21 protein-coding genes are annotated in these 23,435 nt (G+C 69.4%); 16 read left to right on the top strand and 5 right to left on the bottom strand.

Annotation, left to right across the window (positions count from 1 at the left end; genetic code table 11):
- Positions 1–1,009: 1,009 nt before the first annotated feature.
- From G4D83_RS19225 to G4D83_RS19240, 4 genes are all read left to right on the top strand, one after another.
- Complete coding sequence (locus G4D83_RS19225) at positions 1,010–1,240, top strand: hypothetical protein (RefSeq protein WP_163866254.1); 231 nt, start codon at positions 1,010–1,012, stop codon at positions 1,238–1,240.
- Between the two features lie 721 nt (positions 1,241–1,961).
- Complete coding sequence (locus G4D83_RS19230) at positions 1,962–2,933, top strand: nucleotidyltransferase family protein (RefSeq protein ID WP_163866255.1); 972 nt, start codon at positions 1,962–1,964, stop codon at positions 2,931–2,933.
- Between the two features lie 103 nt (positions 2,934–3,036).
- A complete protein-coding gene (locus G4D83_RS19235) occupies positions 3,037–4,338 on the top strand; it encodes a UDP-glucose dehydrogenase family protein (RefSeq protein ID WP_163866256.1) in 1,302 nt (433 codons plus the stop codon).
- Positions 4,335–5,522 (top strand): acyltransferase family protein, encoded by a 1,188-nt coding sequence (locus G4D83_RS19240; RefSeq protein WP_163866257.1) that lies wholly within the window; start codon positions 4,335–4,337, stop codon positions 5,520–5,522. Before G4D83_RS19235 ends, G4D83_RS19240 begins: the two co-directional genes overlap by 4 nt.
- A 10-nt stretch (positions 5,523–5,532) precedes the next feature.
- Here G4D83_RS19240 and G4D83_RS19245 read toward each other — a convergent pair whose 3' ends face one another.
- Entirely contained in the window at positions 5,533–5,838 is a 306-nt protein-coding gene (locus G4D83_RS19245; protein WP_163866258.1) for a hypothetical protein, read from the bottom strand.
- 250 nt (positions 5,839–6,088) lie between these two features.
- On the opposite strand from G4D83_RS19245, the gene G4D83_RS19250 reads away from it, so the two are divergent.
- Positions 6,089–8,728, top strand: a complete 2,640-nt coding sequence (locus G4D83_RS19250) for an O-antigen ligase family protein (RefSeq protein WP_420826643.1) — start codon at positions 6,089–6,091, stop codon at positions 8,726–8,728.
- A gap of 17 nt (positions 8,729–8,745) precedes the next feature.
- Here the strand turns inward: G4D83_RS19250 and G4D83_RS19255 are convergent, their stop codons facing one another.
- Together G4D83_RS19255 and astB are read right to left on the bottom strand one after the other, a co-directional pair.
- Positions 8,746–9,285 (bottom strand): aminoacyl-tRNA deacylase, encoded by a 540-nt coding sequence (locus tag G4D83_RS19255; protein ID WP_163866259.1) that lies wholly within the window; start codon positions 9,283–9,285, stop codon positions 8,746–8,748.
- Between the two features lie 135 nt (positions 9,286–9,420).
- The gene (gene astB / locus G4D83_RS19260) at positions 9,421–10,743 is read right to left on the bottom strand and encodes an N-succinylarginine dihydrolase (RefSeq protein WP_163866260.1); all 1,323 of its coding nucleotides are present in this window, start codon (positions 10,741–10,743) and stop codon (positions 9,421–9,423) included.
- A gap of 16 nt (positions 10,744–10,759) precedes the next feature.
- Between astB and G4D83_RS19265 the strand changes: the two genes are divergently transcribed.
- The 8 genes from G4D83_RS19265 to hpf all read left to right on the top strand — a co-directional run bounded on the left by G4D83_RS19265 (position 10,760) and on the right by hpf (position 17,864).
- A complete protein-coding gene (locus G4D83_RS19265) occupies positions 10,760–11,716 on the top strand; it encodes a lysophospholipid acyltransferase family protein (protein WP_163866261.1) in 957 nt (318 codons plus the stop codon).
- 21 nt (positions 11,717–11,737) lie between these two features.
- Complete coding sequence (locus G4D83_RS19270) at positions 11,738–12,286, top strand: hypothetical protein (protein ID WP_163866561.1); 549 nt, start codon at positions 11,738–11,740, stop codon at positions 12,284–12,286.
- The gene (locus tag G4D83_RS19275) at positions 12,279–12,878 is read left to right on the top strand and encodes an LptA/OstA family protein (protein WP_163866262.1); all 600 of its coding nucleotides are present in this window, start codon (positions 12,279–12,281) and stop codon (positions 12,876–12,878) included. Before G4D83_RS19270 ends, G4D83_RS19275 begins: the two co-directional genes overlap by 8 nt.
- Complete coding sequence (gene lptB / locus G4D83_RS19280) at positions 12,875–13,618, top strand: LPS export ABC transporter ATP-binding protein (RefSeq protein ID WP_163866263.1); 744 nt, start codon at positions 12,875–12,877, stop codon at positions 13,616–13,618. The genes G4D83_RS19275 and lptB overlap by 4 nt, the downstream gene beginning before the upstream one ends.
- Before the next feature lie 247 nt (positions 13,619–13,865).
- Positions 13,866–15,383 (top strand): RNA polymerase factor sigma-54, encoded by a 1,518-nt coding sequence (gene rpoN, locus G4D83_RS19285; protein WP_163866264.1) that lies wholly within the window; start codon positions 13,866–13,868, stop codon positions 15,381–15,383.
- A 57-nt stretch (positions 15,384–15,440) separates the two neighbouring features.
- Complete coding sequence (locus G4D83_RS19290) at positions 15,441–16,088, top strand: GNAT family N-acetyltransferase (RefSeq protein ID WP_163866265.1); 648 nt, start codon at positions 15,441–15,443, stop codon at positions 16,086–16,088.
- A gap of 95 nt (positions 16,089–16,183) precedes the next feature.
- Complete coding sequence (locus tag G4D83_RS19295; RefSeq protein WP_163866266.1) at positions 16,184–16,951, top strand: hypothetical protein; 768 nt, start codon at positions 16,184–16,186, stop codon at positions 16,949–16,951.
- 250 nt (positions 16,952–17,201) lie between these two features.
- Positions 17,202–17,864: a ribosome hibernation-promoting factor, HPF/YfiA family gene (gene hpf, locus G4D83_RS19300; protein WP_163866267.1), complete on the top strand. Its 663-nt coding sequence runs from the start codon at positions 17,202–17,204 to the stop codon at positions 17,862–17,864.
- A gap of 311 nt (positions 17,865–18,175) precedes the next feature.
- On the opposite strand, the gene G4D83_RS19305 is transcribed toward hpf, so the two are convergent.
- The gene (locus G4D83_RS19305) at positions 18,176–18,796 is read right to left on the bottom strand and encodes a hypothetical protein (protein ID WP_163866268.1); all 621 of its coding nucleotides are present in this window, start codon (positions 18,794–18,796) and stop codon (positions 18,176–18,178) included.
- A gap of 235 nt (positions 18,797–19,031) precedes the next feature.
- On the opposite strand from G4D83_RS19305, the gene G4D83_RS19310 reads away from it, so the two are divergent.
- Together G4D83_RS19310 and G4D83_RS19315 are read left to right on the top strand one after the other, a co-directional pair.
- Entirely contained in the window at positions 19,032–19,493 is a 462-nt protein-coding gene (locus G4D83_RS19310; RefSeq protein WP_163866269.1) for a PTS sugar transporter subunit IIA, read from the top strand.
- Between the two features lie 25 nt (positions 19,494–19,518).
- Entirely contained in the window at positions 19,519–20,364 is an 846-nt protein-coding gene (locus G4D83_RS19315; protein WP_163866270.1) for a hypothetical protein, read from the top strand.
- Here G4D83_RS19315 and dtd read toward each other — a convergent pair.
- Complete coding sequence (gene dtd / locus G4D83_RS19320; RefSeq protein WP_163866271.1) at positions 20,361–20,816, bottom strand: D-aminoacyl-tRNA deacylase; 456 nt, start codon at positions 20,814–20,816, stop codon at positions 20,361–20,363. The two genes, G4D83_RS19315 and dtd, sit on opposite strands and share 4 nt — an antisense overlap.
- Positions 20,817–21,042: 226 nt before the next feature.
- Between dtd and dacB the strand changes: the two genes are divergently transcribed.
- Entirely contained in the window at positions 21,043–23,328 is a 2,286-nt protein-coding gene (gene dacB, locus G4D83_RS19325) for a D-alanyl-D-alanine carboxypeptidase/D-alanyl-D-alanine endopeptidase (protein WP_163866272.1), read from the top strand.
- The last annotated feature ends 107 nt before the right edge of the window (positions 23,329–23,435 follow it).

Below are 23,435 nucleotides of genomic sequence, written 5' to 3' on the forward strand. Positions count from 1 at the left end.
CTCTCGGGTCGGGCGTGGCCACGTCCCTGTATTTCTAATCCGTCCTCGGTCCACGTCGAGCGGGGTGAGGCCCACCGTTCGCAGCCCAACTGGCCCCTCAGGCGTGCACCACCCCGTGAACGCTTACCCTGGATCAACTCCGTGGACATGGGAGACAACTTCAGATCGTTCAAGCTGGCTGAACGGGGCTTCATGAACGCGGAAGATGCGGCTCAATACGGCACGTTTACGGGCAAGATGGCTCTGAGGGCTGGGTTCAACAATGTGAAGGTCCTTGTCAATAACGCCACGCATGTTGTTGTGGAGTTCACTCGATGAATGACGAAGAGGTGCTGTCTGTGCTTCGTGCTGAAGAGAAACAGCGTACTCCTGTGGAGTTGGCTGAACTCCTAGGTTCAATGATTGATGGTGGCGTTTCTCACAGTGGGATTGTCTCGTACTTCAAGCGTGCATTCCCCGTGATTCCACTCAGAGTCTTGTTGGAGTCGGGACTTTGGCACCGGGTTGGCTATGGCGGGTTGAGCGACGAGGGGTTCAACGAACTCCTCCGCCCTTGGGTGGGACGCTCAGTCCGTTGATGACATCGACCGGGTCTGGGCGGCTCCTTTGTCTTCCGGCTTGAAGACTCTCGACGCGGACGTCGAGTGACTCTTCGCGACGGGACGAAGCTAGGCGATGGGAGACGGAAGGTGCGCTCTCCTGTCGATGTGAGCTGGGTTGATGGTCAAGGGTCTTGCCCGGAGCGGTCTGTTCCGACTGGCTGCCGAGGGCAGGGCCTTGTTGTCACAGCGGATTGCTGCTGCCTACCACGGCGCCACTGGGCGCTGGTGCTCGCGGTGTTAACGGCCCTGGTGAAGCCGAGCATGGGGCTGCTCTACGCGGCGCTCCTGGGGGGATTCTGCGTCGCTCCTCGAGCGTTCGCGAGGTCTGGCACCAGCTCTGGCCGGGCATGCTCTCTGGAGTGCTAGGGTTCTCGACCTGTGTCGCGGTGCTCGGATTCCCAGGCACCGTGCGCACCACACTGCCCCTGGTGGGTGTGGTGCACTACGCCGCTCGTGCCAACTCGCTGAGTCGCCTTGTCGACTCGCTCGTGGCGCCGACGGGCGTCAACTACCGCTACTACCTGGGAACGCTCGCGGGCTTCTGGCTGGTGGCCTCCGTGTTGCTCGTGCTCGGCGCGTTCAGGCCTCGCGTGCTGCGAGGGGGCTCCAGGGTGATATGCGCTCCGAGGTCGCCGTGACATGCGCCTTGTTGCACGTGGCCTTCGCCACGATCTTCTTCGGGCCCTGGCTCAACTACCTGGGCTCTTCCTCCTCGTAGGACTGCTGTGTGCGGTTGATCTTCGCGCGGTGCACTGGTCCCTGGTGGCGCTGGCGCTGGTGGGCGGCAAGTCGTTCGTGAAAGGGGCGGTGAATGCGTGGCGCGAGCGCTCGGATGAGCCTGGGCTGATGGGCACCAGGATTCCTGGGTTCGCCCCGAGGAGAAGCGTGAGTTGGAGGACATCGTTCGCGTGGCGGGAGGGCCGACCCCTCTTCTTTGTCACGACGGGGTACCCCGAGGGGCTGATTCCCGGCATCTCCACCTCCCCGAGCTGGTTCCTCGTCCCTGGCGTCCGTTCCCCTCCGAGCAGGAGGCCATCGCGCGAGAGGCTCGCACGGCGCCCGTGGTCGTCGTGCCCGCGGCTCCGATGCTCGACTCCCTGGGCCGCGAGGAATGGCTCCGCCCCGCGCTGGTGGGGCACACCGTCGCGTTCCAAGGGAAGTTGCTCACCGTGCCCGTGAAGGGCGCGCCTGTTCCAAGTCCCACGGCTCCGAGCGCCGCCACGTCGTCGCCGCCCGTTCTCTGAGGGCCCGAGTCGCCCTCCAGGGGCGGGTCTTTGTCCTCTGTCCACCACGCCGTCGTCCCGTGGGTCGCAGGCAGTGATTGCAGGTGATGCGGTGGGCCCGTTAAAGGGGGCCACCATGCCGCTCAGCCTGCTCGACACCTTCCGCGTCCTCGCCTCGTTCGAACCACCGCGAGGAGCCCTCAAGGGCGCGCCCTGGGAGGAATACGTCGACTGGGCCATCGCCCAGGGCCTGGCCCCGCTGGCGGCGTACAACCTGGAGTACCGCCTGGGCGCCACCGCCGCGCCCGAGTGGGCTCGCGACAGGCTGCTCGCCATCTACCAGGGCTCCGTCAACGACAACGTGATGAAGCTCGTCAACTTCAAGCAGGTCGTCGACGAGCTGCAAGGCCGCAAGCTGGTGCTCATGGGCTCCGCCGCCTTCGCCGAGGCCCTCTATCCGCACATCGGCTTCCGCCCCGTGCTGGACCTCCAGCTCCTCATGCGCCGCATGGACGTGGACGGCTTCGCCGGCTTCCTCTCCAACCACGAGTTCAGGCCGGAGACGGACACCTCCCACAGCGGCGCGGCCAGGCTCGTCTCCGACGGGCGCACCGCCATCTACCTCTACTCCGACATCCTGGGTCCCCAGCGCCGCGAGCAGACCGCCGGCATCATCGAGCGCGCCAAGCCCATGAAGGTCTACGGCCCCTCCATGTTCCGGGCCGACCTGGAGGATTCCGTCCTCCTCGTGTGCCTGGAGCACGCACGTCAGGGGTATGACGTACCGTGGCTCTCCTTCATCGACCTGCGAGAGCTCGTCACCGGCGCCAAGTGGATGGGTGGCGTGTACTCCCGTCCGCTCGACATCCCCGCACTGCTCGCCCGGGCCGCGGAGTGGCGCCTGGAGCGCGCCCTCTACACCTCGCTGTCCATCGTCGCCCGGCTCTTCCCGGAGGCCGCTCCGGAGGCCACCGCGGCCCTGCCTCCGCTGCGACGGGCCACTCGGGAGCTGCTGGACAGGACGGTGGTGGGTCCAGTCAGCACCCCCGGCCGCACTTCGGCTCTCAGAGGCTTGGAAAGAGTGCGCCGTCTGCTCACGGGGCAGTGAGGCTGCCCGGCCGCTGTCCTGGCCCCTGGGACGGGCTTTCTTTCCGAGCGCGTCCCGGCGTATGAGTTCCAGTCAAGAACACCTCCCCACTGGGACTCTTTCAATGCGTATCGCCATCATCGGAACGGGTTACGTCGGCCTGGTCGCGGGCACCTGCTTCGCGGACTCGGGCAACGACGTCACGTGCGTGGACATCGACGAGCGGAAGATTCGGATGCTCCAGGCGGGCGAGGTGCCCATCTACGAGCCCGGTCTCGAGGAGCTCATCAAGAAGAACGTCCGCGAGAAGCGCCTGTTCTTCACGCGCGATTTGCCGGAGGCCGTCTCCAACGCGCACGTCGTCTTCATCGCCGTGGGCACGCCCGAGGGTGAGACGGGCGACGCCGACCTCCAGTACGTGCTGGCCGCCGCCGAGCAGATTGGCAAGGCGATGAAGCAGTACACCGTCGTCGTGGACAAGAGCACCGTGCCGGTGGGCACCGCGGACAAGGTGCGCGACGCCATCCGCAAGGTGACGAGCATCGAGTTCGACGTCGTCTCCAACCCGGAGTTCCTCAAGGAAGGCGCCGCGCTGGACGACTTCCTCAAGCCGGACCGCGTCGTCATCGGCGTGGACTCCGAGCGCGGCCGCAAGGTCATGAGCGAGCTGTACGCGCCCTTCGTGCGCACCGAGAACCCCGTGCTGTTCATGGACACGCGCTCGGCGGAGCTGACCAAGTACGCCGCCAACGCGATGCTCGCCACGCGCATCTCGTTCATGAACGACATCTCCGCGCTGTGCGAGAAGGTCGGCGCGGACGTGGACTTCGTGCGCAAGGGCCTGGGCTCGGACAAGCGCATCGGCTACCCGTTCCTCTTCCCGGGAGTGGGCTACGGCGGCTCGTGCTTCCCCAAGGACGTGAAGGCGCTGGGCGCCACCGCGCGTGAGTTCGGCCTGGAGCTGGACTTGCTGCGCGCCGTGGAGCGCACCAACGAGCGGCAGAAGAAGCTGCTGGTGAACAAGGCGACCAAGCACTTCGGCGGCTCGCTGGAGGGCAAGAAGTTCGGCGTGTGGGGTCTGTCCTTCAAGCCGAAGACGGACGACATGCGCGAGGCGCCGTCCATCGAGGTCATCGAGGGACTCATCGGCAAGGGCGCCACGGTGATTGCGCACGACCCGGTGGCCACGCACGCGGCCAAGCGCGTCTTCGGTGACCGCATCCGCTACGCCAGCGTGCCGTACGAGGCGCTGGAGGGCGTGGACGCGCTCTTCGTCGTCACCGAGTGGAATGAGTTCCGCCACCCGGACTTCGAGCGCATGAAGTCGCTGATGAAGACGCCGGTCATCTTCGACGGGCGCAACGTGTTCGACCCGGTGCGCATCCGGGAGCTGGGCTTCACGTACTACGGCATCGGCCGCCGGTGAGCCGAGGCGGTTCACTCGAGGCCCTGACGGGGCTGCGCTTCTTCGCGGCCCTGCATGTCGTGCTGTTCCACTTCGCGCGCCCGGCCCTGGCGCCGGCGCCGGAGTGGCTTCAGGACTTCATCGGCGCGGGTTACTCCGCCGTGGGCGTCTTCTTCGTCCTGTCCGGCTTCGTCCTCGCCTGGAACTACCTGGACGTCGACGGGCGGATGGAGACGGGGACACGCGTGTTCCTGGCCGCCCGCGTGGCCCGCGTCTATCCCGTCTACCTGCTGACCTTCCTCCTGTCCGCGCCGCCCACCATCCTCGCGTCGGTGGCGGACAACGGCTGGAAGCTCGCCGCCGTGAAGCTCGCGGTGGGCGCGTTGGCCACGCTGGCGCTGGTGCAGGCGTGGGTGCCCCGGCTGGCGCTGTACTGGAATCCCCCCGGCTGGTCCGTGGCGGTGGAGGGGTTCTTCTATGCCCTCTTCCCCCGGCTCGCGCGGTGGCTGCCCACGGTGCGTCCCTCTCGGCTGCCCGTGTTGATGGGCGCGGTCTGGGGGCTGGGGCTGTTGCCGCCGGTGCTCTACGTCGTGCTGCGGCCGGACGGGCCGGGCACGCTGAACGCGCACACGGAGGGCCTGTGGCTGTCGGTGATGAAGTTCAGCCCGCTGGCGCGGCTGCCGGAGTTCCTCTTCGGGGTGCTCCTGGGCTGGTGCTTCGTGCGTGAGCGCGCGGCGGGTGGGACGAAGGGCTCGGGCGGGGTGCTGGCCTTGCTGGGCGCGGCGCTGCTGGTGGTGGCCGGCGCGGCGGGAGAGCGGATTCCCTACCCGCTGATGCACAACGCGCTATTGGCGCCCGCGTCGGGGCTCCTGGTGTACGGGCTGGCGCGCGGGGGAGGGTGGCTCGGCTGGGGGCTGTCACGCCCGCTGGTGGTGCACCTGGGGGCGGCGAGCTACGCGCTGTACCTGCTCCAGTACCCCGCGGGCGAGGCGGCCATGAAGCTGGAGCGCGTGCTGTCGCCCTGGGTGGACCTGAACACGCCGCTGGGCTGGCTGGGCTCGGTGCTGCTGTTGGCGGTGCCTACGTCCGTGCTGGTGCACCGGTATGTCGAGACGCCGCTTCGCTCCCGGGTGCGCAAGGCGCTTCAGCCCTGGGTGGACGCGGATGGGGCCGTGACGACGAAGCCCGTGGTGCCGGGGGCCTGAGCCACCCGAGTCAGTCGATGCCGCCCTCACGGGCGATGCCGCACTCGCGCTTGCCCTCGGGGGTCTCAATCTTCTTGCAGTCGCAGCCCTCGAGCTTCGCCTCGCAGATGACCTCATCCTCGGGCGTGGGCTCCACGCGGCTCTCTTCCTGAGCGGCGTCCTGGAGGCACAGCTCCTTCTCCACCGAGTTGATGGAGCAGTCGCACAGCTTCTCGGACAGCTCGCGGCAGGCCCCCTTGCAGCCGGTGAGTCCGGACAGGGTGGAGCAGAGGAGGGCGGCGGTGAGGAGGAAGCGGCGCATGGGTGCGGCGAACATGCCAGAAGGTCTTCCGGATGCAAGCCAACTCCGGGCCCGGGCGTGCATGAATGGATGCCGGGCGGGCCCGCTCGCTCGGCGTGGCCGGGAACGGTGGGCTGGCGAGCCTGGGGCCTTGAGTCCCTGGGGCAGGGCGGCTTCCGGCGCCCGACAGTCACGCGCAGGGGGCCCCACCAGCTCCGAGCCTGCCGGCTCTGTCAGCCACCAGGCAGGGGGAACGCGGGCTGGAAAGGAGAGGCCTTCGAGGCCCGTGTCATACTCACCGCCCTCGCCCCGAATGGCCTCCTCGTATCGCAGCTGCTCCCGGTACACCCGGCTCGCTGAAGCGGCCCTGGCCGCGCTCGTCGTGGTGTGTCCGCTGGCGCTCGGCGGCGCGGCGCGGTGGGTGTCCTGGCCGCTGATGGGGCTCGCGGGCGCGGCGGCGGTGCTGGCGGGAATCGGAGCCCGTCGCCAGGGCCAGTCGTTGCGCTTCCCCTTGCTGGCCGTACCCCTGGCGGCGAGCGTGGTGCTGTGCGCGGTGCAGCTCGTTCCGCTGCCGCAGGGCCTCTTGCGCGTGCTGAGTCCGGAGGCCGCCGCGCTGCGCGAGTTCGCGTTGGAGCCGCTGGGCCTCACGGGGGCCCGGCCCGTGTCGTTGGACCCCTCGGCCACGTGGCGCGAGCTGTCCAAGCACCTCGCCTATCTGCTGACCTTCCTCGCCGCCGTCCAGGTGTGCCGGGCCCGGGACAGCCGTCGGCGCCTGCTCGCGGTGGTGGCCTTCAGTGGCGCGGCGGTCGTCGTGGTCGGCCTGGGCCATGGACTGCTCGGCGTGCACTCCCTCTTCGGGCTGCGGCCCTGGGTGCATGCGCGGCCCACGCTGGTGACGTTCTTCGCCAACCCCAACCACCTCGCGGGCTTCCTCGGGCTTACGGCCTCGGTGGGCGTGGGGTTGGCCCTCACCACGCGTCCCCGCTCGAAGGCGCTGCCCTTCGCGCTGGCGGCGGGGGCCAGTGGCCTGGGCGTCGTGCTGTCGCTGTCGCGCGGTGGCATCGTCTTCTTCCTCTTCGGCCAGGCGCTGTTGATGCTGTGGCTGGTGCGTCAGCGTCGCGAAGGCGGCGCGCCTCGATGGGCCCGGAGCACCGCCGCCCTGCTGGGCCTGCTGGCGGTGCTGGCGGTGGGGGCATACGTCGCGGCGGACCAGCTCTGGGCCGAGGCTCGCTCCGCGGACAGCCTGGAGAAGCTGGGCCAGTCCAAGGTGTCGCTGTGGCCGATGATGGCTCGGGCCGCGCTGGAGTTCCCCGTGCTGGGCATGGGACGCGGCGCCTTCGAGGCGGCGTTCCCCCGCTATCAGTCCGAGCCCAACCCGAACACGCTCACTCATCCCGAGAACGCGGTGCTCCAGGCCGCGACGGAGCTGGGACTCCCGGGGCTGTTGCTGCTGGCCGTGGCCGTCTGGGGCTTCGTGCGGCTGTTGCGCCGCGAGGACCTGGACGCGCTGGAGCTGGCGGCGCTGTCGGGCGTGGCCGCGCTCGGCCTGCACAACCTCTTCGACTTCAGTTGGGAGCTTCCGGCCTGCGCGGTGGCCACGCTGCTCGTGCTGGGCGCGGTGGCTCGGCCTCGCGAGCGCGGGAAGGCCACGGCCACGGAGGGCACCCAGGTCAGCCTGGCGCCCTCGCTCGTGTTGCTGGGCTCGGTTGTCGTGCTGATGGGCGTGGGGTTGCTGGCGCTCGTGCCGGGGGCACATCGGCTCGCGGACGCGGAGGCGGAGCTGGCGGCGCTCGTCGCCGCTCGAGGGCCGGTGGACGCGGTGCATGCGAAGGGCCTGGAGCTCATCGACCGTCACCCCTCGGACTACCTGCTGTACCGACTGGTGGCCTCGGCCCACGCCTCGCGCGGTGGTGAAGGCGCGGGGGACACGTTGGCCTTCGTCAACCGCGCGCTGTACCTGGCTCCTCGAGACTCCGTGTCCCATCGCGTGGCGGGGCGCGCGCTGCTGTCCCTGGGGCGACGCTCGCAGGGCTTCCTGGAGTACCGGCTGGCGCATGAGGCCGGAGACACGGGCGCGCTCCTGGGCGAGGCGATTCGTCGGGTGCGCACGGTGGAGGACCTGTCATCGATGACGCCGGCCTCGACCGAGGTGGCGGGTCGACTCATGGACTCGCTGCGCAACACGCCTGGACGGCAGGAACTGGCGCTGGCCTACGGCGCCTGGGCCCGCGAACACTTCGAGGGGCAGCACGGCGTGACGGAGCTCTGGGCACGCGAGGCTCGACTGCGACTTCAGCGCAAGGAGCTGCCGGAAGCGGAGGCCGCTTGCACGGAGGTCGAGCGTCGCGAGCCGGAGCGACTGGACACCGCGCTGCTGCGTGCCGAGGTGCTCAAGGGCAAGGGTGAGCGTGACGCCTCGCTCGGGGCCGTGGAGGCGCTGCGGGCGCGTCACCCGGCCAACGTGGAGTTGGCCTTCACCCTGGCCTCCTGGCAGATGGAAGCGGGGCTGACGCGGCGGGCTCGCGAGACGCTCCAGTCAGTGGGCGGCCTCATCTCCGACTACCGCCAGCGGGCGCTGCTGCTGTCGATGGAGGCGGAGGGCCTGGAGCGCGAGGGCTTTCTGACGCGCGCCGTGGAGCGACGACAGACGGCGGCGCGCCTGGTGCCGAGCCCAGACGCGTACTTCGCGGTGGCGCGGTTGCAGGAGACGCTGCGTCGCTATGACGCCGCGGCGCGCTCGGTGCGTGAGGGCCTGGGCCTGTTGCCGCCCGACTCCCGCGAGGCCGCGCGGGCGTGGGTGTCGCGTCTGGAGTCCGCCGAGGAAGCCCGGGTGGCCGCCCGTCGCAAGGAGCTGATGGAAGACCCGAGGGCGCAGGAGCTGGAGCACCTTCTGGGAGGCCCGAGAGAGCCTCCCGTGGAGCCCTAGCGCCCGCGGACCTCGGGTCAGGCGGGCATCGGCGCTTCCAGCTCCATCAGCAGCGGAGTGATGGGAATCACCGACGGGACGGGTTGCTGCAGTCCCTCGTGGATGAACGAGGCCACCAGCGGCCACTCCAGCGTGGCGAAGTCCTGGAAGCGCATCTCCAGGGCCTCCTCGTGAGAGCCCGCGCGGATGAGCAGGTGCTCCGTCAGGCTGAGCGTCTCGTCCACCGCCACGGGGAGCCCGTACATCTCGCCGAAGGGCGGCTCGGCTCCCAGCTCGCAGTCAGGGAAGTGGTTGGAGAACTCTCGCTCCGTCGCGAGCCTCGCCGTGCGACAGCCCAGGAGCTCTCTCACGCGCGCGAGGTCCACGGTGCCCGCCGCGGGCACGACGAAAATCCACGGCTGTCGGTCCGCCATGACGATGACGGACTTGGCCACGCGCCAACCCGAGACATGGAGCGTCTGGGCCAGTTCCTGTGCAGTGACAGCACGCGGGTGCCAGTAGCGCTCATAGAGGACACGGTTGTGTTGCAGGTAGTGCTGGATGGATGCGGGAATCACGGGGCGTCACCTCCTTGATGGAAAGGTGCTCACCCCGACAGTTCCGACCACCACACCCCGCGCCCCTCGACATCAGGGCCATCCGCCAGGCGCCCGCCGCCTCGTCGCTGGGGCAGGCGGGCAGGCGGCGCTGGTTCACTGCTGGAAGTCGTAGACGCTTCCCAGCTTGAGGATGCGGGTCAGCTCATCCAGCGCGGTCATCGTCTCGCGCGCCAGGTTCGGGTCCTGCAGGTCACGAGGCCGCAGCACCTCGCGGTAGTGACGGCGCACCCACGCGGCCAGGGACTCGTGCAGGGCCGGCGTGTAGAAGACGTCGGCGTCGATGGCCCGGCGCTCGGTGTCCGTGAGCCACACGCGCTGGCGCAGGCACGCGGGACCTCCGCCGTTGTTCATGGACTGGCGCACGTCCAGGTAGTGCACGGCCTTCACCGGCGTGTCCTCGGCGAGGATGCGGTCCAGGAAGCCGCGCGCGGCGGGCGTCTCGCGGCTCTCCACCGGGGCGACAATGGCCATCGTCCCATCCGGCAGCGTCAGCACCTGCGAGTTGAACGGGTACGCCTTCACCGCGTCCTTGGGCGGCAGCTCCGCGCTGCTGGCCACCACCGCGCGGAAGTCCGGCCCCAGCTTCTCGCGCAGCACCTGGAGCAGGCCGGGATAATCCACGAAGGCCAGCTCGTGCAGCATGAGGAAGCGCTCGTTGCCCACCGCGAGCACGTCCGTGTGGAAGGCGCCCGCGTCGATGCCCTCCGGGTGCTGCTGCGGGAAGAGCACGCAGCGCGAGTCGAGCTGGTGCAGCCGGGCCAGGGCCTGGCTCGCCTCCAGCGTCTGCCGGGCGGGGAAGCGCTTGGGGCCAGGGACGTCCTGCCACGCGCTGCGACCCCAGGCGAGCAGGTGCACGCCCGGGTGGCCCGGGGTGGCCAGCCGTGTGTGGTTGGCCGCGCCCTCGTCCGCGAAGTGGCTGCCGGGCGGCAGCGGCGCGTGCACGGCGAAGTGCTTCTCGTTGGAGAAGATGGAGCGCAGCACCGAGTGCGTCGTGTCCGCCTCCAGCGCGCGGTGGAACATCTGCGACAGGTTGGCGGGCGTCAGGTGCACGCGGCCATCGGCCGTGTCCGTGCTGGGGGCCACGGTGGCGGCGTTGGCCGTCCACATGGAGGAGGCGCTGGAGGTGAGCCGCAGCAGGTGCTCGCCCTCTCGCGCGGCGCGGGTGATGACCTCCTCGTCGGTGCCGGTGAAGCCCAGGGCCCGCAGGGCGCGCAGCGAGGGGCGCGGCTGGGGAGGCAGCACCGCCTGTCCGACGCCCAGGCTGGAGACGAAGCGCATCTTCTCCAGACCCTGGAGCGCGGCCTCGCGGGGATGGCTCGGCTCTCCGACATGGCTCTGTGACGCCAGGTTACCGGGCGACAGGCCTGCGTAGTTGTGGGTAGGACCGACGAGCCCGTCGAAGTTGTATTCGCGCATGGGGTATGGAGCGACTGTGGAGCATCCCCCCTTAGCAAAGCGCCTGAAACGTTTCCTCCGGTACCTGCTCATCCGGAGCGTCCTGTTGTGCCTTCAACCCCTCCCGCTGGGTTGGGCCCGGGCCCTGGGCTTCCGCCTGGGCGGACTTGCCTACACGCTGGCCGGTGGGGAGCGCCGCAAGGCCTTGAAGTCCCTGGCCGTGGCCTTCCCGGAGAAGTCCGACGCGGAGCGGCAGGCCCTGGGCCGCGCTTCGTTCCGGCACCTGGGCGCCGCGGCGCTGGAGGTGGCCTGCACCGGCGCCCTGGACCGGGGGCTGGAGCAACTGGTGGCCTGGCCGGACGCGGACCGGGCCGTGCTGGACGCGGCCCTGGCGCGAGGCAAGGGCGTGGTCTTCATCTCCGGCCATGTGGGCAACTGGGAGCTGCTCGCCCGCCGCGTGGCCCGCGCGGGCTACCCGAGCCAGAGCATCGCGAAGGAGACCACGGACCCCCGGCTCACCGTGCTGGTGGAGCGCTTCCGGGCGCGGGGTGGGGTGCGCAGCATCTGGCGCGGCCAGGACGGCGCGGCGCGGGCCATGCTGCGCGCGCTGCGGGCCGGCGAGATTCTGGGCCTGCTCATCGACCAGGACACCAAGGTGCAGTCGCTCTTCGTGCCCTTCTTCGGGGAGCTGGCGGCCACGCCTCGCGCGGCGGCGGACCTGGCGGTGCGCACGGGCGCGGCGGTGGTGACGGGCTTCTGCCACCGCGTGGAGGGTGGGGGCTACCGGCTGTCGATGGAGGAGGTGCCCGTGCCCGTCAGCGAGGACCGCGAAGTGGCGGCGCTGGAGCTCACCCAGGCCCTGTCCGCGCGAATCGAGGCGGCCATCCGGCGCACCCCCGAACAGTGGGTGTGGATGCACCAGCGCTGGAAGACGCGACCTCCCGTGGCCCCACAACCCGTGCTTGTCGAGGCGGCGCACGCCACCGCCCGGTGATAGAACGCCCCCGTGCCGCGCCTGTCCGTCCGACTCCTCGCCGCCTGCCTGCTCGTCGCGGCGTGCTCCCCGCGCCGCCAGACGGAGGGGCCCCCGCGGGAGCCCCCGCCCCAGGTGGTGCTCCATGGCGCGCGCCTGATGTCCTACGAGGGCGAGCGCCTCACGCTGTCGGGTGAGGCCGAGCAGCTCACCTACCAGCGCGCGGGGGGCGACGTGCAGGCCACCAACGCGACGCTGCGCATGCCTCCGGGCACGACGGAGGAGGGCATGTCGGTGGGTACGTCGGCGGGCATGGACATCAGCGCTCCGAATATGGAGGGCAGCCTCGCGTCCAAGCAGCTGGTGGCTTCGGGGGGCGTCGTCGTCCGCACGGGCGAGGGGATGGTGGTGAACACGCCCCGGTTGACCTACGACGCCGTCCAGAAGGGCGCGCATGGCAACGAGGGCGTGCAGGTGCGAGGGCCGGCGTACCGACTGCGGGCGGACCGTTTCTCACTGTCCTTCCCGGATGAGACATTCAACTTCGAAGGCTCGGTGGAGACCGTGCTGGGAGCGGCTGAGCGTGATTGAGTTCCTCGTGATGGCGTTCTTCGTGGCGCAGCCCATGCCCGCCGTCGCGGCCACGCTCGGGGATGGCGGGACGGCGCCTCCCGTCGCGGACGCGGGCACCCCGGCGGCGAGCCCGAGCCAGGGCCCGCTGGGGCCGGTGGATTTGAAGGAGCCGGTGCAAATCAACGCCGACCTCATCGAGGGCGGCAAGTCGCAGGCGACGCTCACCGGCAACGTGAAGGTGAAGCACCGCACCCTGGATTTGAAGTGCGACCGGATGATTGCCTACTTCGCCGCGTCACGCGTGGTGACGCGCGTGGTGTGCACCGGCGGAGTGCACGCGGTGGACGGCGACCGCATGGCCCGGGGCGAGCGCGCCGAGTACGACGTGGCCAGCGGAGTCCTCATCGTCACGGGCACGCCCGAGGCGCGTCAGGGGACGACGTACATGCGTGGGACGAAGGTGCGCCTCACGTTGGGCAGCGAGCGACTCGACGTGGAGAACGCCGTCATCATCTTCGAGTCCCCGCCGTCGGCCCCCGCGCCTGGCAAGAAGAAGGGCACGCCCGCTCGCACGACGCCCGCGCAGCCCCAGGAAGCTGCTCCACGATGAGCGACGGGAAGCTGCACGCCGATGGCCTGAAGAAGGCCTACCGCGGTCGCCAGGTCGTCAACGGCGTCTCCTTCACCGTGGCCCCGGGCGAGGTGGTGGGCCTGTTGGGCCCCAATGGCGCCGGCAAGACGACGAGCTTCAACATGGTGGTGGGCCTGGTGACGCCCGACGCGGGCCGCGTGCGCGTGGGCGACGAGGACCTCACGCACCTGCCCATGCACCGCCGGGCGCGCAGGGGCGTGGGCTACCTGCCCCAGGAAGCGTCCGTCTTCCGCAAGCTCACCGTGCGCGACAACTTCCTGGCCGTGCTGGAGCTCCAGAAGGGCCTGGACAAGCGCGCCCGCGAGACACGCGCCACCGCCATCCTGGAGGAGTTCGGCCTCACCCACGTCGCCGAGTCCCTGGGCGGCACCCTCTCCGGTGGCGAGCGCCGCCGCGCGGAGATTGCCCGGAGCCTCCTGCCCGAGCCCCGCTTCATCCTCTTCGACGAGCCCTTCGCCGGCGTGGACCCCATCAACGTGGGCGACCTGCAGCGGCAGATCTTCCTGCTCCGGGAGCGTGGACTGGGCGTCCTCATCACCGACCACAACGTCCAGGACACCCTGGGCATCTGTGACCGCGCCTACATCATCACACAAGGGCAGATCCTCGAAGAGGGGACGCCCGCCGAGATTGCCGCCTCTCCCCGGGCCCGAGCCGTCTACCTGGGAGAACGGTTCCGCCTCCAGCAGCCCTTGTGAGGACGGCTGGCCTTCGGCCAACCGAATGCATAGACTGCGTTGGCCTCGCTTTTGCGTCGACCGGTCAACACGGTCGAATCACGCCCAGTGCGTGTAAGCTGTTGGTTTCCTTGTGGAATTTTGAATATGCAAGCAAGGGACCACGATTGCACCACTAGACGGCGTCAGGGTGCCTTGTTACGTTGGCACGGTCTTTGATTGGTCCCGTGTTGTGTAGGGGCTGAATCACTCGGGGAGACCCTGTCTCATGGCGATGGAACTCAAACAAAGCCTGAAGCTTGCGCAGCAGCTGGTGATGACGCCCCAGCTCCAGCAGGCCATCAAGCTGCTTCAGCTCTCCCGCATGGAGCTGTTGGAGCAGGTCCGCGAGGAGATGGATCAGAATCCACTCCTGGAGCAGCCGGACGAACAGGCACCGGGCGACGTGGGGGACAAGGAGCCCGGGGAAGCGTCGCTGGAGGCGGACAACGTCGAGATGCCCCGGGACGGGGACATGCCGGCGGCCACGAGCGACACGGCCACGGAGTTCAAGGCGGACGGCGACGGCCCCCCGGAAATCGACTGGGAGGCGTACCTCAACAGCTACCAGTTCAACGAGCAGACCACCGCCTCCAACAAGGGGAACGTGGCCACGGACGACCTTCCGTCGTTCGAGGCCAACCTCGTCAAGAAGGAGGACCTGGTCGACCAGCTCCAGGAGCAGCTCGGCACGCTGCGCCTGAACGACGCCGAGCGCCGCGTGGCCATGCTCATCCTCGGCAACCTGGATGACGACGGCTACCTGAAGCTGCCGGACGTGGAGGGCGACCCGCTCATCCGCCTGTGCAACGAGGCGGACGTGCCCATGCACGTGGCCGAGCGCACCCTGCGGCGCATCCAGATGCTGGAGCCCCGGGGCTGCGGCGCGCGCGACTTGCAGGAGTGCCTGCTCATCCAGTTGCAGGGGATGAAGGAGCCGCACGCGCCGCTCCTGGGCCTCATCATCAAGCGGCACATGAAGTACCTGGAGAGCAAGAACCTGCCCGCCATCGCCAAGGACCTGAAGGTCACCTTGGAAGAGGTGGTGGAGGCGGTGAAGCTGCTCCCCAAGCTGGACCCGAAGCCGGGCCGCAACTTCAGCGGCGACGACGCGCAGTACATCACCCCCGACGTGTTCGTTTACAAAATGGGGGAAGAGTACACGGTGGTGCTCAACGATGACGGCCTGTCCAAGCTGCGCATCTCCGGCACGTACCGGAACGCGCTGAAGAACGGCGCGGTGGGCCCTGGCCAGACGAAGGACTTCATCCAGGACAAGCTGCGCAGCGCGGTGTGGCTCATCCGCTCCATCCACCAGCGGCAGCGGACCATCTACAAAGTCACCGAGAGCATCGTGAAGTTCCAGAAGGACTTCCTGGACAAGGGCATCGCCCACTTGAAGCCGCTCATCCTCCGGGACGTGGCGGAGGACATCGGCATGCACGAGTCCACGGTGAGCCGCGTGACGACGAGCAAGTACGTGCACACGCCGCAGGGCATCTTCGAGCTGAAGTACTTCTTCAACTCGTCCATCTCCCGCGTGTCCGGCGAGGACACCGCGAGCGAGGCGGTGAAGCACCACATCAAGCAGCTCGTATCGGCGGAGGACGCGCGCAACCCGTACTCGGACCAGAAGATTGTGGAGCTCCTGCGCTCGCAGGGCACCGAAATCGCGCGGCGCACGGTGGCCAAGTACCGCGAGGTGCTGGGCATCCTCCCGAGCAGCAAGCGCAAGCGGTACTACTGAGTCCGTGACAAGTGGCTCTTTCCTCCGGCTTTCCGGAGGATGAGATTCGGGGGCGCCATGAGCGCCCCTTTTTCTTTTCCCACGGATGCCGACGCCCCTCGCAGGGCGCTCGTGCCCCTCGTCGTTCCGCCCGTCGTCCTGGAGGGGCGCGCGGTGCGCCTGGAGCCCATGACGCTGGGGCACGCCCCGGCCCTGGCCGCGCTGTGCGAGGACGACATCTTCACGAACTTCTCGGTGGTGCTGCGCTCGCTGGAGGATGTGGAGCGCTTCATCACCCGGGCGCTCGGCGCGGCGGAGCGGGGCACGGAGCGCCCCTTCGTCATCGTGGAGCGCGAGACGGGGGCCGTCGTGGGCACCACCAGCTACCTGGACATCCAGCGCGAGCACCGGACACTGGAGATTGGCTGGACGTGGCTGGGTCGCCGGGTGTGGCGCACGCGCGTGAATACCGAGGCCAAATACCTGTTGTTGTGCCACGCCTTCGACACGCTCGGCGTCATGCGCGTGCAGCTCAAGACGGACCGGCGCAACGCTCGCTCGCGCGCGGCGATTGAGCGGATGGGCGCGAAATTCGAGGGCATCCTCCGCAACCACGTGCTGGTGCGCGGCGGGGTGGTGCGTGACAGCGCGTACTACGGCGTCATCGACACGGAGTGGCCGGAAGTGAAAGCTCGGCTGGAGGGCTTCCTCCAGCAAGCGGGCTAGCGGACAGGCGGGCAGGCGTGGGGGTGGGAAAGGTGACGGCCCGGCGCCGTTCTGCTCCCAGGGGGCCGGGGCGGTGGGTATAGGGTGCGACCCGCATGCACTCTTCCTCTCGTTTCCCTTTTGGCGCGGTATCGGGAGTCCTCGTCGCGCTCGGGTTGCTGTCGGGCTGTGGTGACGACTTCACCACGGAGACCGTGGACCTCGCGGGGCTCTCGGACCGCACGCTCACGTACTCGCACGCGGACGTGGACCTGTTCGAAGTGGAGCAGGCCCCGGGCTCCCACCGCGTCACGGTGACGTTCTCCCAGGCGGATGGAGACCGGTGCACCCGGCTGAACGACGGCGCCACCGCGACGTTCAACGGCCAGGCCATGCGGTTGGAGCAGGGCGGTGTCGATGCCACGGCGGGCCGCGACGTGTGCCTGCCCACGCGGGCCTTCTTCGACTTCGACCCCGATGCCTGGGAGGCGCTGCCGCCCACGGATGCGCGCATCGTCTTCCAGGACGCGAGCGCCACCGTCACACTCACGATGAAGGAGGGGCAGGCGAAGCGCTCCTTCACGGGGACGGCGACGCGACTGCTGCGGGGCCAGACGTACTCGTTCCAGTGGAATCCAACGAACGAGTTGCTCAACGCCGCCGCCGCCACGCTCCTGCCCGAGGGCGGCGCCGTCACCGCGGGGATGACCATCACGCGCGAGGGCGGAAAAATCACCTTCACCGTTCCCTCGCAGCTGGGCGCGGCCACGCATCTGCTGACCTTGAGCGGCACCGTGCAGGGCGAGGTGACGGAGTGCTCGGGCGTGGCCGCCTGCCGGGGCTCCTACTACCACTCGCAAGAGCAGGTGGTGGCGGTGCAGTGAGCAGGCTGCTCGCCTGAGCCTGTGTCGCGAGATACCCGGCGCATGGCGCGGCGCGTGATTCCAACGCGTGATTCCGAGGGGTTGAAGAGTCTGGTGCCCCGCATGAATGCGGGCCAGCGACGCCGGGTTGTCAGCCCCCGGACGCGTGGTGCGCTCGGGAAGAGGCAACGTGGGGGGACGGGTTGCTTTCCCGAGGTCAGAAGTTTCTGATCTGTCACGCAGCTCCCCTCACCCTAGGAGGCAGCCACGCATGCAGTTCAACATCACCTTCCGTCAGTTCGGGGCGTCGGATTCTCTCAAGGAATACGCACGCGAGAAGGTCGAGCGGGTGAACAAGCTGTTGGACAGAGCAGGAGAGGCACACGTCGTGCTGTACCTGGAGCGTCACCTCCACCACGCGGACATCACCATCCAATCCGGCGCCTGGGTGCTGCGCGGGAGGGCTGAGAGCGATGACATGTACGCATCCATCGACCTGGCGATGGACAAAATCGAGCGCCAGCTGCGCCGCTACCGGGACAAGCTGAAGACGCATCACGGCCGCGAGCGCGTGCACCACCGCCAGGACCTGGTGAACAGCCTGAAGGTGCGTCACGCCGTCTTCGAGGTGCCGGACGTGGAGGAGTTGGCCCTCATCGCCGCGCAGTCCACGGTGGAGTCGTCCACGACGACGAAGGCCGCCGACCCTGTCGATGCCGCCGCGACGCGCGTGGTGCGCGCCACCCAGCTCACCGTGAAGCAGCTGTCGGTGGACGAGGCGGTGATGCAGATGAACCTGATGAACAACGACTTCTACGTCTTCCACAACGTGGAGTCGGACGCGCTGGGCATCATCTACCGGCGCAAGGATGGCCAGTACGGCCTCATTGAACCCCACGAGCCGCCGGCCCTGGCCGTCGCCACGGGGACCTGAGCCCGTCAGCCAGTCCAGTGAGGAAGAGTCGCGCTCCGCCACCCCCCTCGAGGAGGCGGAGCGCGAACACCCCCGTCCGGTGTGTGACGGGGGCGTTGCCGTTCCTTCATGGATGCAGCATCCAGCGCCCGTGGTCGGCCACGCGCACCGGTGTCCCCCCAGTCGCCCGGAATGGCGACTGGCGCATCCGTCGCCAAGAACGACAGCGCGCGAAAGGCATATCGGCCGGAAAAAGACGGCGCGCTCCACCCCTCCCCCGGGAGATGGAGCGCGCCCTGGGCACCTCGTGGCGACGAGCGCCCGTCAGTTCCTCACGGGACCTTCTTGCAGGAGTTGAAAGCCTGCTCGTTGCGCGCGTCACCCGCCATGCTGGCGACGGTCATCGCGGTGGTGACCACGGGCGCCCGCGTGTTGACGAGCGCCAGCGTCATCAGCGCGGCCCGCTCTCCCAGGGAGCGCCGGTGGAGCGTCGCGGGGAAGGCCAGGGTGACGTCCTTCTCCACGGCGCTGCCGCACTCGCGGATGCCCGCCAGGGTGTCCCCCTCGCGCTTCAGCACGTAGGCGCAGGGCCCCACGCGGCCGTGCAGGTACGTGCCGTCCTCGGTGAGGTCCACCGCCAGCCCGCCGAAGGTGCCCCAGACGCGGGTGTCATCTCCCTCGGCCAGCTCCAGCCGCGTCGCCTGGTGGCCCACGGAGCCGGTCAGCTTCTGGTAGTCCCACTGGAGCGAGACGGGGTCCCTGCGGTAGCGGCCGTGCATGGCGTTGGCGGAGATGCTCAGCGTGGAGCTGGGCCCGGTGATGGCGTCGCCCTGCAACAGCAGGGATTCCTCGGCGGCGTCTCCCAGGGCCATGCCCCTTGGAGACGCGGTGGTGGCGCAGCCGGTGGCCCACACCGAAATCACGACAAGGCTCAAGCACAGCGTTCGCTTCATGGCGGTCGCTCCCTTCCTGCTTCGATTCGAGGATTCACGGCGGGAAACGGCGGCCCTCGAGGCGCATATCGCCCCCTGGGACGACCGGGGAGGGGGGGCCTGGGGGCGACCCAAGGCCCTTGGGTCCCTGATGCGCAGTGAGCGGCCGTGGGGCCAGGACGTCAGGCGACCCTTGCGCGAATCGAGGGTGAGGAGTAATTGCCGCCATCTCAGGAGCGCCAGCGCGGGAGCGTCAGTGAGAATCGCCGAGTTCCTCAGCCCCCAAGCCGTCATCGCGGACATGCAGTCGCGGACGAAGCAGGAGGTGTTGCGCGAGCTGAGCGCCACGTTGGTGCGAGCCCACCCCCTGCTTCAGGAAGACCGTCTGGTGGAGGTGCTGCGCGAGCGGGAGAAGCTGGGCAGCACCGGCATCGGCGAGGGCGTGGCCATCCCCCATGGCAAGCTGCCGGGCATGACGCAGCTCCAGGCGGCCTTCGGCGTGTCCCGGGCGGGCGTGGACTTCGAGGCCATCGACGGCAAGGCCACCCACCTGTTCTTCGCGCTGGTGGCCCCGGAGAACAGCGCGGGGGTGCACCTCAAGGCGCTGGCTCGCATCTCCCGCCTCTTCAAGAATCCCCGCTTCCGAGCCTCCATCCTGGAGGCGACCACGGCCGCGGCCATCCACGAGCTCATCATCCAGGAAGACGCACGGCCCTGAGGGGCTGTCCCCAGGGGGGGACGACATGGACGTGGTGCTGCGGCCCATCAACGACCGGTTCTTCCACGAGCAGGTGCTCCCGTTCCTCGCGCGCGCCATGGGTGACGCGACGGGGGCCCTGGAGTCGCTCCTGGAGACGCTGGGCGACGTGCAGGCGCGGATTCTCTGCGAGCGGATGCTGGCCACGGCGGTACCCGGGGGCCTGGGCTCGGTGGACGCGGACCCCTGGTCGGACCTGGTGGACAGGCTCGCCTTCCTCCCCTGGAAGGAAGGCCCCACGGGTTGGGAGGTGGGCACGCAGCACGCCGGCTACGCGGACGCCTGGGACGAGGCGCTGCACCTGTCGCTGATGCTGGAGGAGCCCAACTACCCGTACTGGGACTCGAAGGGCGCCCGCGAGGTGCGCGACGGCTTCCGCTTCAGGCCCCTGGCGGACATGGGGCTGGCCTCGCTGCTGGCGGGGCAATGGGACCCCTTCCCGGAGTTCCCCCCGGACCGCGTCTTCGTCACCCAGGGCCGGGGCGAGTACTTCCCCACCGAGCGCTTCGCCTTCGCCGACTGGGCCTGGCGCCCGGCCCGCGCGGTGGCGCACTGGCAGGTGAACCTGCCGCGCAAGCTGGAACGGCTCATCGCCCGCGAGCAGGAGCGCATGAAGCTGCCGTCGCTGCCGGAGAAGGACGAGGTGCTCGGCTACTGGCTGGGCAAGCTGGCTCAGCCTCCGCCCCTGACGGTGGCCTTCTCCGGGCTGGGGCCTCGCGCGGCGAGCTGGATTCGGGAGCTGGGCGCGCTCACCACGCACATCCGCCAGGCGGCGATGGCCAAGCAGGGCCTGGCCGCGCTCGTCACCAAGGGCAGCACCGTCCGGATTTAAGTCGGAGCCGGAGCCGGGCTGTCCAGGATGAGGGTGACGGGCCCGTCGTTGACGAGCGCCACCTTCATGTCCGCCGCGAAGATGCCGGTGCCCACGGTGAGCCCGCGCTGACGGAGGCCCTCGCAGGCGCGCTCGTACAGGGCCTTGGCGACAGTGGGCTCCATGGCGTCGATGAAGCTGGGGCGCCGGCCCTTGCGCGCGTCTCCGTAGAGGGTGAACTGGCTGACGACGATGAGCTGGCGGGAGGTGTCCTCCAGGGAGAGGTTCATCTTCCCGGCGGCGTCCTCGAAGATTCGCAGTGTGGCGAGTTTCTCCACCATCCACGCCACGTCCGCTTCCGTATCGCCCTTGCCCACCCCCAGGAGCACCAGCAGGCCGGGGCCGATGTCACTCACCCGTTGCCCGTCCACCGTCACCGATGCCTCCAGCACCCGCTGCACCACCGCTCTCATCGAAGTTTCCTCCACGGCTGTCAGGGGCACCCCTCATGATGCGCCTGGCTGTCATCGGCATCTTGGGCGCTGGGAGGACCGCAGTGAAAAGAAGTCCACATGTGGGGGGCGCCAATTTCCACTTGGCGGTAGAGCGAGCGCCCAACCGTGGACTCCCGCACCCCCTCTCCCTTGCCGTGCTTTCGCGCCCTTCCCCATAATGGCCGCCGACTTCCCCGGAGCGTGCGTGCAGGTTCTTCGAGCCAGACACCTCTTGGCCGCGCTGGCCATCGTTTCCCTGCTGCTTCCACACGGTGCCCTCGCGGCGCCCCCCACCTCCGCCGAGAAGCGCGCGGACCGCGAAGCCCTGCGGGCCGCGTTGCTCGAAGTGTTGCAACGCGCGCCGCTCAAGGTGAGCCGCGTGGGCGTCCACATGCAGAGCCTGGACGACGGCACGGTGGTGTTCACCCACAACGCGGACGAGCTGCTCAACCCGGCGTCCAACGTGAAGCTCGTCACGTCCGCGGCGGCGCTGGCGACGCTCGGGCCGGAGTTCCGCTACGACACGGAGTTCCTCGTCGAGCCGGAGATGCCGGCGGACGGCAAGGTGAAGACGCTCTACGTGCGCGGCAAGGGCGACCCGTCCATGACGACCGAGCGCCTGTGGGGCGTGGTGTCGGAGCTGTGGCACTCGGGCCTGCGCGAGGTGGGGGACATCGTCGTGGACGACTCCTGGTTCGACGCCGAGCGCACGCCGCCCGGGTATGACCAGGAGGACTCGGACCGGGCGTACATGGCGCCCACCGGCGCGCTGAGCCTCAACTGGAACGCGGCGGCCATCTTCCTGCGCCCCGGCGCGAGCCCCGGCGCCAAGGGCACCGTGGAGATGGAGCCCCCCAGCGACTACTTCGTCGTCGACAACCAGCTGTCCACCGGCGCGAAGCGCGCGCGGCGCGTCTCCGTGACGTCGGACCCGGCGGGCCCGCAGCAGAAAATCGTGGTGCGCGGGCAGGTGCCGCCCGAGCGCGGCGGGGCCGTCAGCGTCTGGAAGAAGATCGACAACCCCCCCATGTACTTCGGCCAGACGCTCAAGCAGCTGTTGAACACGCGCGGCATGAAGGTGAAGGGCCGGGTGAAGACGGGCCTGACGCCGTCCAAGGCGCGCATGGTGCACGTGGCCCAGTCGGACACGTTCGACGTGATGCTCAAGCGCCTCAACAAGCTCTCCAGCAACTTCGTCGCCGAGCAGCTCCTCAAGACGATGGGCGCGGAGGGGCGCGGCCAGCCGGGCTCCTTCACCAAGGGCGTGGAGGTGGTGGAGCAGTTCCTGGAGCGCGACGTGGGCATCCCCCGCGGCACGTACGTCATGAAGAACGGCAGCGGTCTGAACGACGCGAACCGCTTCTCCGCCGCGCAGATCAACAAGCTCTTGCGCTACATGCACACGCGCTTCACCTTCGCGCCGGAGTACCTGTCCTCGGTGCCCATCGCCGGCAAGGACGGCACGCTGAAGTACCGCTTCGAGGGCAGCGAAGCGGTGGGCAAGCTGCGCGCGAAGACGGGCACGCTGGAGGGCGTCTCCGCGCTGAGCGGCTACGTGACGAGCGCGGGCGGTGAGCGCTTCTCCTTCTCCATGATGGTGAACGACTTCGCTGGCCGTGCCGGGCCCATCGTCGCGGGCCTGGACGCGCTGGGCGCGGCGGTGGCCGCCACGGGCTCCAGCCTGGGGCCCTCCAGCGCGGTGGCCTCCCTGGCGGACGGGGGCAAGCCGACGGGCGCCATCGACGACGTGGCGGCGCGCATCAAGACGTACCTGGACCTGGGCCGGCAGAGAGACCAGCGCAACCTGGGCTTCCTGCGCACGGCGTGGCGCAGCGAGAGGGACCCGGCGGTGCGCGCGGTGCTGGCGGAGAGCCTCTACCAGTCCAACCCGCATGACTACCTGGGGGCGCGCACGCTCCTGGACAGCTACTCGGCGGGCAATGACGTGTACGGCCGGCTGAGGGAGGTGGCGCGAGTGCTGTCCGTGGAGGTGCCCGGCGTCACCAGCATGGTGGAGCTGGCGGCGGGCGGTAACACGGAGGCGCTGGCCCGGGTGCTGGAGCTGGCGGGCGCCACGGGCGTGGATGTCCAGGCGCAGACGGAGATGTCCGTGGCGTTGGGCGAGGTGGCCCGCACGGCGCCGGAGGAGCTCGTGGTGGCGCTGCGCGCGGCGGCTCCGGCGGACCGGGAGTCGTCCTCGACGCTGCTGGCTCGCGCGCTGGTGCAGGCGGGGCAGGCGGACCACCCCTTCTGGAAGTCGCTGCGCAGGATGCAGGGCGCGGCGGACCCCCAGGTGGCGACGTTCGCCAAGGGGCTGGACTCCACGCTGTCGCAGAAGGTGGCGGAGGCCAAGGCGCCCCGTCCGTCCGAGGGCGGCGCGCCGGTGCAGGTGGTGGCGCCGGCGGGGGGCTCCTCGACTCCTCCGCCCCCGCGCAACACGGGCAGTGCTCCTGATGCGTCGCGCACCGCGGAGACTCGTCCGGGCGGGTAGTACCGGGTGGGCGGGTGCCACCTGCCGGGTGGTGCCCTCCCGCACCTTTCCACCGTCGTCTCCTCGCCCGTGGGGCCGCCTTCCGGGCGAGCCGGGTACCAGGGGAC

Source organism: Myxococcus eversor (genome assembly GCF_010894455.1).
GTDB classification, from domain to species: domain Bacteria; phylum Myxococcota; class Myxococcia; order Myxococcales; family Myxococcaceae; genus Myxococcus; species Myxococcus eversor.

What these genes read in the sequence shown, in the direction of transcription:
- G4D83_RS19230 (WP_163866255.1), top strand. Translation starts at nt 1,962, where the DNA reads ATGCCGCTCAGCCTGCTCGACACCTTCCGCGTCCTCGCCTCGTTCGAA.
- G4D83_RS19235 (WP_163866256.1), top strand. Translation starts at nt 3,037, where the DNA reads ATGCGTATCGCCATCATCGGAACGGGTTACGTCGGCCTGGTCGCGGGC.
- G4D83_RS19245 (WP_163866258.1), bottom strand. Translation starts at nt 5,838, where the DNA reads ATGTTCGCCGCACCCATGCGCCGCTTCCTCCTCACCGCCGCCCTCCTC.
- astB (WP_163866260.1), bottom strand. Translation starts at nt 10,743, where the DNA reads ATGCGCGAATACAACTTCGACGGGCTCGTCGGTCCTACCCACAACTAC.
- lptB (WP_163866263.1), top strand. Translation starts at nt 12,875, where the DNA reads ATGAGCGACGGGAAGCTGCACGCCGATGGCCTGAAGAAGGCCTACCGC.
- rpoN (WP_163866264.1), top strand. Translation starts at nt 13,866, where the DNA reads ATGGCGATGGAACTCAAACAAAGCCTGAAGCTTGCGCAGCAGCTGGTG.
- G4D83_RS19290 (WP_163866265.1), top strand. Translation starts at nt 15,441, where the DNA reads ATGAGCGCCCCTTTTTCTTTTCCCACGGATGCCGACGCCCCTCGCAGG.
- G4D83_RS19295 (WP_163866266.1), top strand. Translation starts at nt 16,184, where the DNA reads ATGCACTCTTCCTCTCGTTTCCCTTTTGGCGCGGTATCGGGAGTCCTC.
- hpf (WP_163866267.1), top strand. Translation starts at nt 17,202, where the DNA reads ATGCAGTTCAACATCACCTTCCGTCAGTTCGGGGCGTCGGATTCTCTC.
- G4D83_RS19305 (WP_163866268.1), bottom strand. Translation starts at nt 18,796, where the DNA reads ATGAAGCGAACGCTGTGCTTGAGCCTTGTCGTGATTTCGGTGTGGGCC.
- G4D83_RS19315 (WP_163866270.1), top strand. Translation starts at nt 19,519, where the DNA reads ATGGACGTGGTGCTGCGGCCCATCAACGACCGGTTCTTCCACGAGCAG.
- dtd (WP_163866271.1), bottom strand. Translation starts at nt 20,816, where the DNA reads ATGAGAGCGGTGGTGCAGCGGGTGCTGGAGGCATCGGTGACGGTGGAC.